Origin of the sequence: Shewanella sp. ENK2 (genome assembly GCF_043568515.1) — a bacterium.
In the GTDB taxonomy this organism is placed as follows: domain Bacteria; phylum Pseudomonadota; class Gammaproteobacteria; order Enterobacterales; family Shewanellaceae; genus Shewanella; species Shewanella japonica.
The window spans coordinates 1,101,715-1,115,661 of record NZ_CP171406.1 but is presented as its reverse complement, the minus strand read 5'-3'; the positions used below and the strand labels follow the sequence as shown (position 1 = coordinate 1,115,661).

Genomic DNA, 13,947 nt, shown 5'->3' with positions numbered 1-13,947 from the left:
ATTATGACTGACAGAATAAAAAAGCCAACGGCAAGAAAAGACTCGTCTAAGAAGGCTCCAGCTAAAAAGGCACCTGCTAAAAAATCATCGCCGAAGAAATCTGGCGTAAAACGAGTCAATCCCAAAAAAATAGCCGCTCGAAATGGAAAACGCTTTGGTCATTTACGTGGAAACTGGGTTTAATCGGTTTAGTTATCGTTAGCTCTTACGGTATTTATCTCGATCAAATCATTGCCCGAAAATTTGAAGGTCAGAAATGGCATTTACCAGCCCAAGTATTTAGCCGCTCAATGGCGATTTATCCAGGCGCTGCCATTAGCCATCCGCAATTATTGTCAGAGCTTAAATTACTGGGATATCGTAAAGTCGCTAACCCAAGGCAAGTCGGTGAGTTTTCTGCATCAAGCAGCAAAATAGAATTATGGCGTCGACCGTTTTTACATCCCGAAGGCGATCAAGTTGCTCAGCGAGTGATGATTTCATTCGATAGCCAAGGTGTGTCATCGGTGCAGCGTATGTCAGACAAACGCCAAATGGCCGTATTTCATTTAGAGCCTGTATTGTTAGATAGAATTTTAGCTTCAGGTGGTGAAGATAGATTATTTGTGCCAACAGAAGAGATGCCGCAAGCCATTGTAGATGCACTGATCCTAGTAGAAGATCGCAGTTTTTATGAACATCATGGCGTTAACCCATTTGCCATAGCTCGTGCAGCTATCGTTAATATTACCGCGGGGCGCACCGTTCAAGGTGGCTCAACTCTGACCCAGCAATTGGCGAAAAACTTCTTCTTAACCAGTGAACGCTCGATTGTACGTAAGATCCGTGAAGCGTTAATGGCGATCATTATTGATTTTCGATACAGCAAAGATGAAATCCTCGAAGCTTATTTAAATGAAGTTTATATGGGCCAGGATAAATCTCGTGGCGTGCATGGTATGGGATTAGCTTCGCAGTTTTATTTTGGTCGCCCGATTGCAGAGCTCACTGTTTCACAGCAAGCATTTTTGATCGCAGCAATTAAAGGGCCTTCATATTACAATCCATGGCGCTCACCAGAGCGTGCGCAAAATCGACGTGACTTGGTACTTCGTCTACTGATGGAAGACGACAAGTTAAATGTTGAACAATACAAAGCCGCAGTTGAATCACCTCTAGGCTTGCGTGACTTTAATAAATCGGTACATCAAAAGTTACCAGCCTTTTTTGCCGTGGTTAAAAATGAACTACGCAGTCGATATGGCGATAGTTTATTACAACAGTCAGGTGTGAAGGTCTACACCACGTTAGACCCTATGGCACAAGATGCAGCTGAAAAAGCCGTAGTTTCTACCATGAAAACGCTGGATGAAAGAGCGAAAGATGTGCAAGTGGGCATGGTCGTAACAGATAAGTACACGAATGGGATTGCCGCTATGGTAGGTGACAGAGTACCTAGCTTTGATGGCTTTAATCGTGCTGTTGAAATCCGCAGACCCATTGGCTCGTTAGTTAAACCCTTTGTGTATGCCACAGCATTACAACAAGGTCACAAATATAACTTGGCATCTCCAGTGGCAGATAAACCGATTACCTTACAAAACGGTCAGGGTAAGACGTGGTCACCACAAAATGTCGATAAAGTGTTCAGAGACGAAGTACCATTACTAACAGCCTTTAAAAACTCGATGAATGTCCCGACGGTGAACGTCGGGATTGAAATTGGCGTGGATAACGTAGCTAAAACCATGACTAGTGCAGGCTGGAGTGAGACGATCCCTCGTTATCCTTCAATGCTACTTGGAGCTATTAATGGCTCTCCATATATGGTTGCCCAAGTTTATCAAACTATTGCCAATAACGGTCGTTATCGTCCATTAAGCTCGATTACTGCAGTGTTAGATACGAATAACCAGCCGTTAAAAGTGAGCCGTGAAAGCGCAACACAAGGACTAGAACCCGCGACTGATTTTTTAGTTCAATATGCGATGAATCAGGTGGTAAAAAATGGTACCGCAAAACGATTAGGCCAAGCGTTTCCTAATGTGGATTTAGCGGGCAAAACGGGTACCAGTAACGATAGTCGAGATTCTTGGTTTGCAGGCTTTGATGAGCGAAATGTCGCTGCCATTTGGGTGGGGCAGGATGATAATTCAAAAACGGGATTATATGGCTCAAGTGGTGCCATGGCCGTCTATCAAGCGTTCTTAAAGCAGCGTCCACCTTTGGGCTTACGTATGACGCCCGTTAATGGCGTTACTCAAGGTTACTTTGATAGAAGTACAGGTGTCGCTAAGCAAGTTGACTGCGATAATGTGGTAGCACTACCAGCGAGAGTTGATAGTTATAACCCAGTAGATAATTGCGGTGATGAACGTTCTTGGTGGCAAAAGATTATTAATTAATAACAATTTTAGTACATTAAATAGCCAATATAGATAGTGCTACATCGATTTAACAAAAAGGGCTACTCATTTTGAGTAGCCCTTTTTGTTTGGTTTTAATTTGTAGGGTGGAATTTATATAGTTTATTTTCAGAGGTTTAGTTTAATTTTTGGTGCGTGTGGATAAAGTTTAGTCAAGCGTAAATTAGCAATGATTAAAAAAATATTGCGAATAAGATGAATTATCATTTGCATTTATGTATCATTCAATTGATAAGTCATTAACATTTTGGTTTCACAATTACAGTTTTTGTATCTAGGGAAATTTATGCAACTTAATAAAACAGTATTAGCGACGACTATCGCACTTTCATTAGGCTTACTTACAGCTTGTGGTGGTTCAGACTCTTCTGATAGTCCAACAACTACAGAACCCACTAATTCTGCACCAACTGATATCTCTCTTTCTGATTCAACTGTTGATGAAAACACTGCTGGCGCGACAGTAGGTACTTTGTCTGCAACTGATAGTGATGCTGGTGACTCTCATACTTTCTCATTGACCAGTGACCAGTTTGTTATTGATGGCACAACACTAAAATTAGCTGACGGTGTTGTTTTAGATGCCGATGCTGCAGAATCAACAGAATTTACTTTAGCCATCACTGCAACGGATGGCGATGGTGCAACGTTTACTAAAGACGTGACTGTAACGGTTAATGACATCATGGATCGCTACGTATTTGACAGTAAGTTAAATGATGGCGAGTCAAGTGTGACCTATACTGGCCAAAATGCTCGTCACATTTTAATTGCTGAATTAAATCAATACATCTCTTCGACATTAGAAGCTGAAATCGACAGCAACGAATTAACAACGAAAGATGAAGTACTGGCTAAGCTGAATTACTTCTACAACCCTGATGAAGATACTCAGTACCCTGATATTGCGATTACCTTTATTGATAACTCAAAAGATGGGCTAATCTCTGAGCTAACAGGATACAAAAACCTTACTGATAAAGTGGCTGGTAATGATGCTACTGGTCAACATGAAGACTGGAATAACGGTGCATTTGCTGGTTGGGGTGCGAAAGGTTCTACAACACCTTCAGCACTTATCGATATGTTATTTGATCGTTTAGCTGATAATGCTGTTGCTAAAATTAACGGTGAAGTACGTCAAGATGTTCGTGGTAATGACATCTCGAAAGTATACATTGATGAAAACGGTGTTGATTTAGCACAATTAATTCAAAAATTCTTATTAATGTCTATTACTTACTCTCAATCAGCAGATGATTACTTTGGTGTTGATACTGAAGGTAAGGGCTTAACGACTGACAACATTAACCCAGCTAAAGATGGTGCTGCTTACACTAACCTTGAGCATCAATTTGATGAAGGTTTTGGCTACTTTGGTGCAGCTCGTAACTACCTTGAATACAGCGATGTAGAAATTGCCGGTAAGGTGACAGAAGATGAAGGTCGTGCGGACTGGAATGGCTCACATGATACCGACGGTGACGGCAAAATTGATTTACGTTCAGAGTACAACTTTGGCCAATCTGTCAATGCAGCAAAGCGTGATTTAGGTACTGCTGATAATGCAATGCCAACGGATTACACCATGCAAGCAATGGAAGCATTTATTGCTGGTCGTAAAATCATCAATGATAACGTGGGCAGTGCTTTAACTGAGGCTCAAATGACTGAGCTTGAAACCTATGCAATGGCGGGTGTGAAAGCATGGGAAAATGCAATCGTTGCGACAGTTATTCATTACATCAATGATGTGTCTGCTGATTTGGCACCACTAGCAACTGGCGGTGACAGTGCTGATTTCAATTACGAAAACCTAGCGAAGCATTACTCAGAAATGAAAGGTTTTGCATTAGGTTTGCAGTTCAGTGAATACGCTGTCATCAGTGATGAAGACTTCGAAACTGTTCATGAATTATTCTCAACACAGCCAGAATTAACGGGTGATGTTGATGGATATATCGAAGACTTAACCGAAGCGCGTGATATTTTACAAGCTAGCTATGAGCTTGATGCAGATAACGTTGCTAACTGGTAAATCCTATTGTGATATGACCTCACATTAGTAAAAAGCTTGGTGTTGAAAAACACCGAGCTTTTGTCGTTTTTAGAGTAAGGGAATTTTATGAAACAACCGCATTCATTATCCATGTTATTTCTCGCAATGAGTGCCACTTTTTTAGTGGGTTGTAACGAGAGTACCAGCAGTGAAGCTGGCGCTGATTACGGTAATAACGGAGATACCTCTTCAGATTTTGACCAAGCCGCATTAATTAGCAATATTGTCGATGGTGTTATTACGCCGACCTTCCAGCAGTTTGCTGCTAAAAGTTTAACTCAAGCCAATGATATCGCCGCATTATGTCAAGCAGAAGCTGGTTTACAGCAAGGTAGCGTTGACAATGCTGCACTCACTTCAGCAACAGAAACAGCTGAACAAAGCTGGCGCACGGCCATGAATCAATGGCAGCGTGTTGAAATGATGCAAATTGGCCCATTATTAAATGATGATGGCGCATTAAGAAACAAGATCTATTCTTGGCCTGTAATGAGTCGCTGTGGGGTTGATTTAGATGTTGTTTCGTTTGAGAACAACGATATCAACGGTACGCCATACGACATCACAACACGTACTCCAGCACGTAAAGGCATGGTGGCATTAGAGTATTTATTATTTAATCCAAGCCTTGAGCATAGCTGCACAGGTAGTGTGACTCCAGAAGGATGGGATAATCGTACCGATGAGTCACGTCGTCTTGCTCGTTGCGAGTTTGCCGCCGAAGTTGCAAAAGATATTAACAACAATGCCAATCAACTTGTTACCGAGTGGTCTGGTGAAAATGGTTATGCTGCAACATTAAAATCAGCGGGAGAGGCTGGAAGTAGTTTTGCTACCGTACATGAAGCGGTTAACAAACTCAGTGATGCATTGTTTTATATCGACAGTGTCACTAAAGATGGCAAGCTTGCCACTCCGCTAGGGTATTTTGCTAATACCTGTGGTACCAGTGTTTGTCCTGAAGATGTTGAATCTCCTCTAGCTGCTCACTCAATTGATAATATCGCCAGTAACTTGATTGCTTTAAAAGCCTTGTATGAAGGCGATCAAGGTATTGGCTTCGATGATTACCTCGTTGATGAAAATGATGCATCAACAGCAGCATTGATTACCCAAAGTATTGATGCGGCCATTGCCAGTGCGCAAGCCTATGAGCAAAGTTTAGCGGCAACGTTAACGGATAATGAACAACAAGTCGTTGAAACTCACGCAGATGTCAAAGCAGTTACAGATACGTTGAAATCTGATTTTATTAACACCTTAGCTTTAGAATTACCGCAAACATCAGCAGGAGACAATGACTAATGAATCGTTTATTGATGACTAAAAAATTAGCGTTAGTGTTAGCCATTCAATCTTCTTTGCTAAGTTACAGTGCCATAGCTGCCGAAGATGATGAAACAGCAAAAAGCAATGATAGCTACATGGAGCAAATGCAAATCATCGGTCGTGATCAGAGTTTAAATAAAACGACGGGCTCTGCGACATTGATTGATGAGCTGGCACTTGAACAATTTAAATTTGATGATATTAACCGCGTGTTATACAGCGTACCTGGTGTGAATATTCGTGAAGAAGACGGTTATGGTTTACGACCAAACATCGGTTTTCGTGGTGCAACACCTGAACGCAGTAAAAAGATTAATATCATGGAAGATGGGGTACTTATTGGCCCTGCGCCGTACTCTGCTGCATCGGCATATTACTTCCCAATGACGTCTAAGATGACTTCTATTGAAGTGTTTAAAGGCCCTGCAGCCATTAAATATGGCCCTAATACCGTAGCGGGTTCGTTAAACATGGTAACCCGTGCTGTACCGCAAAGCTCTGAAGGCTTAGTTGATGTCTCAGGGGGAGTGATGGCTTAGCAAAAGCTCATGCTTACTATGGTGACACCATTGATAATTTTGGTTTTTTAATTGAAGGCGTGCACATGCAGGCTGATGGTTTTAAAGAGCTTGATGGTGGCGGTGATACCGGCTTTGAAAAAAATGACCTGATGGCAAAGCTGCGCTATGACCTTGATGGTGAAACAGTAAATCAAGTCTTTGAATTAAAACTTGCCTATGCAAATGAAACCTCAGATGAAACCTATTTAGGCTTAAGTGATGATGATTTTGCGGCTAACCCTAATCGTCGTTATGTGGCTAGCCAACTCGATAATATGGATTGGACTCACACCCAATTTCAATTCAACCACTATGTTACGAATGATCACTTTGAATTAACCACTCGTGTGTATCGAAATGATTTTGAGCGTGCATGGTATAAGGTCAATGGATTTAAAGGCGGCCTAGTTAATCGAAGCTTGCAAGAGATCTTAGCCGACCCAGATAAAGATGAGACCAACCAACGCTTTTATCAAATATTAACAGGGCAACAAGACAGTGTCGCTGAATATGAGAAAATGACCTTGGGTAACAATGATAGAACCTACTTTACCCAAGGTATCCAGTCTGATTTAAATTGGAATATGGATTTACTCGGTTATAACAATCATTTTGAAGTTGGTGCACGTTTCCATCAAGATCAAATTGAGCGCGATCACACCACTGATGATTATTTTATGCAAAATGCGCAGTTGGTTTCAGATGGTGTGGCGACTAAAGCGTCTACAACCGATCGCGAAAGCACAGATGCTATTTCGATATATCTACAAGACACCATCAGTATCAATGCTCTCGATATTACTGCCGGCGTTCGTGGAGAGTTTATTGATGCTGAATATCAAAATCGTGCACCAGGTGCCGAGCAAGATTATTTGAAAAAAGAAACCAGCATCTGGCTGCCAAGTTTAAGTTTATTCTACGCTTTATCTGATGAAGCCGGTTTATTGTTTGGAGTGCATGAAGGTTTCTTACCAACAAGCCCTAAGCAAGACCCTTCTATTGAAACGGAAAGTAGTGTCAACTATGAGCTAGGCGGTCGCTATAATGATGGAAACTTTAACTTAGAGCTTATTGGCTTTTTCAACGACATTAGTAACCTTAAAGAAGGTTGTCAGTTCTCAAGCTGTGGCAGCGATGATGATACTGAGTTCAATGGTGGCGAAGTTGATGTGATTGGTCTTGAGCTAACCTCGGGTTATGACTTTACGTTAACTGATAACTTAGATTTTCCTGTATCAGTGTCATACACCTATACAGAGTCAGAGTTTAAAACGAGTTTTGAATCGGGTTTTGATATGTGGGGCGACATTGAAGCGGGTGATGAGCTTCCTTATTTACCTGAAAACCAAATATCAGTTAACTTAGGTTTAGTAAGTAACCAATGGGACGTAAATATGATAGTACGTTACATTGGTGAAATGCTTGAAGCATCGGGTGACGGTGTGGTGCTATCAGGCAGTAAAACGGAAGCATTAACTGTGGTAGATATGTCAGCGAGTTATAATTTTAATGAGTATGGCTTAGTCTACGTTAAAGCTGATAATGTATTTGATACACAAGAAATTGTCAGTCGCAGACCTTATGGCGCAAGACCGAGCAAGCCACAACAATTTCAAATTGGTTACCAGTATCGTTTTTAATTAAGATGCGATAACGCATTGCTCACTGTGATGATGTGGATGAGGCTTTATACCCCTCATTGCAGTGAGCAATAAAGGCTGGCAAATAGAGGTTAGCATGCCTGTAGTAGAGTTTTTTTCGAGTAATATTGGTGAGTTGTTGTCATATCCTTTAGATGCAAATAAACGTATCTTTGGGCTTTATATAGTGGGAGCGATACTACTAGCGCTACCAGTATATTGGCGCTTGCATACTGATAAATCGTTAAAAAGCTTTGGCAAATTTTTACTACCCGCTGAAATTTACTTATCCCGCTCCGCAAAACACGACTACCTCTTGTTAGTATGCAACAAGCTGTTAAAAGCGGTGTTGTTTGCGCCATTGTTATTTACTATGGTGCCTGTAGCGCTTGGACTCAGTGATATCTTAGAGAAGCTATTTGGCTCAATCCAACCTCTTACCGAAAACCTCACCATCGTGATTGCAGTATTTACTGCATTGTTATTTATTCTTGATGATCTTACTCGGTTTATTTTGCATCTGGTGTTACATAAAGTACCGTTTTTATGGGAGTTTCATAAAGTTCATCACTCAGCATCTGTCATGACACCATTCACTATTTATCGAAGTCACCCAGTGGAAAGCTACTTGTATGCTTGTCGTATGGCACTCACGCAAGGGATCGCGGTTGGGATCGGTTACTATCTGTTTGGTCCAAATTTGAAAATGTTTGATGTGTTAGGTGCTAATGTGTTTGTATTTTTATTCAATGTATTTGGCTCAAACCTTCGTCATAGCCATATTTGGCTATCATGGGGAGATAAGCTTGAGAATTGGTTTATCAGCCCTGCACAACATCAAGTGCATCACAGTATTGCCAAAGAGCATAGAGACACTAATTTAGGTTCAGCATTAGCAATATGGGATCGGGCTTATGGTAGTTTGATTAAGGCATCAAGGGTTAGTGAGCTAAAAATTGGCGTAACAGGAAATCCTGGGCACGACACGTTAATGGGGATATATCTGAACCCATTTAAGTATTCAATTCGACACTTTAGTAAGTATTTTTCCTTTAAAAACTCGCCCAAGTTAAAATAAATTAATTTTTTCAGCAGCTTATGCTTGTTATAGTCATCGGCTGAGTGTTTTGGTGTTTTTCTAGTACACTCTATGCCACAAAAAGCCCAACTCACTGAGAGAGGGATTTCTTTCACATAATAATAATGAATGGATGTATATGTTTTTGTCACCTTATTATGCCAAGCAAGACCAAAGTGTTTTTATTTCAGCGCAACAAGCCAGTGACTTCGCAAAACTGGTAGCTGAAGATTTTAATCCTATCCACAACGTCGGCGCAAAACGCTTTTGTGTGCCAGGCGATTTGTTGTTTGCCTTGGTATTAACTGAATTTGGCTTAAGTCAAAATATGCAATTTAAATTTGCAGGTATGGTCGGTGATGGTGTTGAACTCACACTAGATAAGCAAGCTGGGGAGCAATTTAGTATTTGCGATACTAAAGGTAAAGAATACCTTCACATTGAACGTCAGGGTGACGTTTGTCAGTGTGATACGCAAACTGCTGCGTTTATTAAAAGCTATGTGGCTTTTTCTGGTCTCAACTTCATCCATGTATTAGTGCCTATGATGAAAGAATACGGCATGATGATAAATCCAAATAGACCATTAGTGATTTATGAAAGCATGTCTTTTCAATTAGACACCTTTGAATTTAGTGAAATGAGCTTAGAGCTGGTAGAGCAGCATATGGAAATCACCGGAAAACGTGGAGATGTGACGTTGCAGTTTGCACTAAAGAGCGAAGGCAAGGTTATTGGTTCGGGTGTTAAAACCCTTGTTTTGAGCGGCCTGCGCGAATATGACGAAGAGCAAGCTAAGCAAATGTGCCATACCTATGAAAGCAGTAAACTGAATTAAGTCAGCATGATGTAGATAATAAAAAGCAGCGATTATCGCTGCTTTTTTTGTGTGAGATTCATAATAGTTAACGCCAATATCAATAAAACCAATAAGTCGATTCAACAGTATTATTCCATTCGTGAAACACGATATTCCGTTTTTACACTCATATTTAGCTAGGATAGTTATTATTACTTGTATTGCGCAGCCTTGTCGTTATTGCAATGCAGATTGACCCTTTCAATTTTTGAGGCATCCCAATGAGAAAACTATTATTACTTTCACTCAGTTTTTTTGCTTTTTCAGCAAGTGCAAATATCATCTATGATAAAACTGGCGTAGATGATAAAGATTTTATTTATGACGAACATCAATGCATTGAAATGTCTCAGCAAGTACAGAAAAATGATAGCTCAAGAGGCGTAATCAGTAGCGCTGCTAAAGGTGCTGCAGTGGGCGCTGCAGGTACTGCTATCGCTGGTGGTAGTGGTTCTGATGGCGCTAAAATTGGTGCAGGTATCGGTGTCGCATCAGGTTTACTTGGTGGCTCACGTGATAGACGTGCAAACGAAGCAAATTACGAAGCTGAAAAAGAAACAGTCGTTCGTAACTGTATGGCTAATCGTGGATATACAATACTGAACTAATACAGGTTCAATAGCGCTCAGTTAACCTGAATTGAAACCATGTCTAATGACATGGTTTTTTTATGTGCTAATGTCACTGTGAACATGAGTTTTCAGAGACTGATGATGAGATGACCCTTGAGTGATACTGGCTTAATAAAGCTCAGTTAATCTGAGTTGAAACCATGTCTAATGACATGGTTTTTTTATGTGCGAATGTCATTGAAAACATGCGACGTCATAGACTGATGATGAGATGACCCTTGAGTGATACAGGTTTAATAGCGCTCAGTTAACCTGAATTGAAACCATGTCTAATGACATTTTTTATGTGCTAATGTCATTGAAAATATGAGATGCCTGAGACTGGTAACGACACTACTCGTGAGTGATACAGTTGAGATCAGCTTGCTCAAACTGACTAAAAATAGCTTCCCCTTGATGAGTCCAAAAACTAAAATTTTGTCCTTGGTATTTGGCACCTGATGCGGTGCGAGTTAACAAAGCAAAATTGGTCGTTTTAAGGTATTGGCTTTTGGGGGAAACCGTCAGCATCGCTGCTGGTATTGCGGTGTCATTATAAAAATAAGCGGTAATTTTGGTAAGGTTGCCATTGGCCGTTTCGCCACATAGATATTGAATTGGCTCAGGTATTTCAAACTCGCCAGCAGCAATTTGTAGTTCTGTGAGTCGAGACTCATAAGAATCTTGCACGCATGACTTTATATTCTCTGCTTTCCAACAATCGTTACGGCCTTTAATCCAACCTCGCTGAAAGGCTTTTAACTGAGATAATTCATCATTACTGGTTTGAGATTTAAGTTTGGTAAACATCTCGTTAATTTCAACATCTAAACTGGCTAAGTGACTATCTTGGCAGATGAGTTCTTCAACTTGGCCTTGAGCTTGTTGGCAATCAAATGATGGCATGACAGGCTCTTCAGCTAGAGCTAACTGAGATGGGAGTAATAATAAAAGGCAAATGATCGAAGCTGAAATCTGAATACGCATAATGATAAACATCCTGTTTTATAAGGTCGTATAAATCAAATCATAGCGTATTCAGTTTAAATATGAAGCGTTTTTAGCCGTTGTTCAACGTTGGCTGAACTATCGAATTAAGCTTTTGTGCTAATAATATGACCGCTATTACCTACTGGCTGTGGTGCTGATTGCTGTGGTAATGCTGCTTCAATTAGCTGTAAAGCCATTTGGCCTTCAACTTTTTGCTGATCTTTTGCCATTACGGCGACTTTTAAACTAGTACCAGAATCAATATTTGTAGGCATTGCTGATGGTGAATTAATAGATAAAGACATAGTTTCTCACTTTATTGACGTTACGGCTTAAAATACGACGTTGATACCCTTACTCGGTATCGGTGATATGTCATTATCGGCTTCTCTTTAGCAAACTTTAATTATTTGAGATAAAAGTTCTTCAAACTAAACGGCCTATGAAGCGATTAACTTGTGCGCAATTAAAGTGTGGTAAGATGGGCCAAATTATAGTTAATCATAGTGTTATATTGCCAAAAAACATGGAGCATTTGCCATGAGTAAAGTACCTACAACCGAAACCCTAGATCCATTAGCACTTGAAAACCAAGTCTGTTTTGCAATGTATAGTGCCACCAATGCGTTAATTCGTGCTTATAGACCGCTACTTGATGAACTTTCACTGACCTACCCGCAATACCTTGTGATGATGGTGCTTTGGAAAGAGTCTGGCATTAGCGTAAAAATTCTAGGCGAAAAGCTACATTTAGATTCAGGCACATTAACCCCGCTATTAAAACGACTTGAAACCAAGGGGTTGGTTATCCGTGATCGTAATAAAGATGATGAGCGAGTTAGAGTGTTGCACCTTACTGGGGACGGCAAAGCTTTGCAGCAGAAGGCCAAAAAAATACCAGAATTAATGCGTTGTAAGGTCGGCGGTGATAATGAAGAGTTACGTGAATTAAAGCGCTTAAGTGAAAAGGCTTTAACGCATTTACAGGGATAAACTAATTTCACAGCTTGTCATAAAAGTTAAATTAAACTGTCATATACTCAAAAGTTAACATACCCATCAATTTCAACATTGGGTTGAGCACTATTGATGTGAGCACTATTGGTTGAGTCAATCGATTTGAGCTCAATCGGTTTGAGTGGAATCGGTTTGAGTACAATCGATTTAAGTACAATCCTTATATAAATGGAATTGGAAGTCGTTTGATTATGTGGCAAATTTTTACTCGCTTTTTGGCATTAGGCTTTATTAGTTTTGGTGGGCCAGCTGCGCATATTGGTTATTTCAGACAAACCTTTGTGAACGAACTAAACTGGCTTGATGATAAACGTTATGGCAGTTTGGTTGCATTAAGCCAATTCATGCCTGGCCCAGGTTCTAGTCAAGTTGGCTTTGCCATTGGGTATCATCGTGGCGGTTTAATGGGCGCAATTGCTGCGTTTGTTGGTTTTACCTTACCTTCATTTTTCTTGCTGTTCTTATTAGCAGTGACCAGTGCTCACTGGCTTGAAACCACTGCGGTATCGGGCGCTATACATGGATTAAAGCTGCTCGCTGTTGTTGTCGTTGCTGATGCCACAATGGCGATGTTTGGTCAATTTTGTCAACGTAATACCGCACGGGTATTAATGGTTGCAACCGCAGCAAGTATAATGTTGTTCCCATCTTTACTGACCCAAATAGTTGTCTTATTACTTGCAGCAATTATTGGCTTTGTCGTGCTGACAAAAGGGGAAAATATTACCCCAGAAAATACGCCAATAACCTTGAATTATGGCTGGCTTGCGGTATTTATCCTAGGTTTGCTCAGTAGTTTTTATTTGATTAATCAAACCGGCACCTTAGGGCAAGTGTTTGCTCAGTTCTATCAAGTGGGCAGTTTAGTTTTTGGTGGCGGTCATGTGGTACTGCCACTGCTTGAAGCTAATGTTGGTGAGTTGGTAGATTCAGATCGATTCTTAACGGGTTATGCGTTAGCGCAAGCTGTGCCTGGTCCAATGTTTACCCTTGCCACATTTTTAGGGGCTGATTTGTGGCTTGAACAACCGATTTTAGGGGCGATTGTCGCAACGCTTGCGATTTTTATTCCGGGCTTTTTATTAATGCTGGTGGGATTGAAAAGCTGGCATGCTATCAGTGAACGCCCAGCTATATCAGGTGCGATTGCTGGCGTTAACGCTGCAGTGGTTGGCTTATTATTAGCAGCGCTATACAGCCCTGTATTTACCTCCGCAGTGGTTGAACCCATTGATATGGCGTTAGTGTTAATTGGCTTTGCTGTGTTGAAAATTGCCAAGCCTAACATCGTATTATTGGTATTGGGCTTTGCCGCGACAGGTGCTTTAATCAGTCTGGTAAATTAAACCGTTAAGCATACAAAAGGCAGCGATTACGCTGCCTTTTTTGTTTATCTGAA

The 13,947-nt window shown here is 40.7% G+C and carries 13 protein-coding genes; 11 read left to right on the top strand and 2 right to left on the bottom strand.

Annotated features, from left to right (window positions below; genetic code table 11):
- Positions 1 to 3: 3 nt before the first annotated feature.
- The 9 genes from ACGEDC_RS04985 to ACGEDC_RS04945 all read left to right on the top strand — a co-directional run bounded on the left by ACGEDC_RS04985 (position 4) and on the right by ACGEDC_RS04945 (position 10,538).
- Positions 4 to 183: a hypothetical protein gene (locus tag ACGEDC_RS04985; protein ID WP_394496864.1), complete on the top strand. Its 180-nt coding sequence runs from the start codon at positions 4 to 6 to the stop codon at positions 181 to 183.
- Positions 99 to 2,384: a penicillin-binding protein 1B gene (gene mrcB / locus ACGEDC_RS04980; protein ID WP_394498248.1), complete on the top strand. Its 2,286-nt coding sequence runs from the start codon at positions 99 to 101 to the stop codon at positions 2,382 to 2,384. Before ACGEDC_RS04985 ends, mrcB begins: the two co-directional genes overlap by 85 nt.
- Positions 2,385 to 2,691: 307 nt before the next feature.
- Entirely contained in the window at positions 2,692 to 4,443 is a 1,752-nt protein-coding gene (locus ACGEDC_RS04975; protein WP_394496862.1) for a DUF4856 domain-containing protein, read from the top strand.
- Between the two features lie 87 nt (positions 4,444 to 4,530).
- Positions 4,531 to 5,769, top strand: a complete 1,239-nt coding sequence (locus tag ACGEDC_RS04970; protein WP_394496860.1) for an imelysin family protein — start codon at positions 4,531 to 4,533, stop codon at positions 5,767 to 5,769.
- Positions 5,769 to 6,332 (top strand): TonB-dependent receptor plug domain-containing protein, encoded by a 564-nt coding sequence (locus ACGEDC_RS04965; protein WP_394496858.1) that lies wholly within the window; start codon positions 5,769 to 5,771, stop codon positions 6,330 to 6,332. The genes ACGEDC_RS04970 and ACGEDC_RS04965 overlap by 1 nt, the downstream gene beginning before the upstream one ends.
- Positions 6,333 to 6,397: 65 nt before the next feature.
- Positions 6,398 to 7,993 (top strand): TonB-dependent receptor family protein, encoded by a 1,596-nt coding sequence (locus ACGEDC_RS04960; RefSeq protein ID WP_394496856.1) that lies wholly within the window; start codon positions 6,398 to 6,400, stop codon positions 7,991 to 7,993.
- 97 nt (positions 7,994 to 8,090) lie between these two features.
- Positions 8,091 to 9,071 (top strand): sterol desaturase family protein, encoded by a 981-nt coding sequence (locus ACGEDC_RS04955; RefSeq protein WP_394496854.1) that lies wholly within the window; start codon positions 8,091 to 8,093, stop codon positions 9,069 to 9,071.
- A gap of 139 nt (positions 9,072 to 9,210) precedes the next feature.
- Positions 9,211 to 9,909 (top strand): DUF3581 domain-containing protein, encoded by a 699-nt coding sequence (locus ACGEDC_RS04950; protein ID WP_394496852.1) that lies wholly within the window; start codon positions 9,211 to 9,213, stop codon positions 9,907 to 9,909.
- Positions 9,910 to 10,151: 242 nt separating this feature from the next.
- Positions 10,152 to 10,538, top strand: coding sequence for a glycine zipper family protein (locus ACGEDC_RS04945; RefSeq protein ID WP_055024915.1), 387 nt, complete (start codon positions 10,152 to 10,154; stop codon positions 10,536 to 10,538).
- Positions 10,539 to 10,895: 357 nt separating this feature from the next.
- On the opposite strand, the gene ACGEDC_RS04940 is transcribed toward ACGEDC_RS04945, so the two are convergent.
- Positions 10,896 to 11,528: an MliC family protein gene (locus ACGEDC_RS04940; RefSeq protein ID WP_394496849.1), complete on the bottom strand. Its 633-nt coding sequence runs from the start codon at positions 11,526 to 11,528 to the stop codon at positions 10,896 to 10,898.
- A gap of 107 nt (positions 11,529 to 11,635) precedes the next feature.
- Positions 11,636 to 11,836: a hypothetical protein gene (locus ACGEDC_RS04935; protein WP_055024913.1), complete on the bottom strand. Its 201-nt coding sequence runs from the start codon at positions 11,834 to 11,836 to the stop codon at positions 11,636 to 11,638.
- A gap of 235 nt (positions 11,837 to 12,071) precedes the next feature.
- Between ACGEDC_RS04935 and ACGEDC_RS04930 the strand changes: the two genes are divergently transcribed.
- Both ACGEDC_RS04930 and chrA read left to right on the top strand, forming a co-directional pair.
- On the top strand, positions 12,072 to 12,524 hold the full coding sequence (locus ACGEDC_RS04930) for a MarR family winged helix-turn-helix transcriptional regulator (RefSeq protein ID WP_394496846.1): 453 nt from the start codon (positions 12,072 to 12,074) through the stop codon (positions 12,522 to 12,524).
- Between the two features lie 215 nt (positions 12,525 to 12,739).
- Positions 12,740 to 13,894: a chromate efflux transporter gene (gene chrA / locus ACGEDC_RS04925; protein ID WP_394496844.1), complete on the top strand. Its 1,155-nt coding sequence runs from the start codon at positions 12,740 to 12,742 to the stop codon at positions 13,892 to 13,894.
- Positions 13,895 to 13,947: the final 53 nt, after the last annotated feature.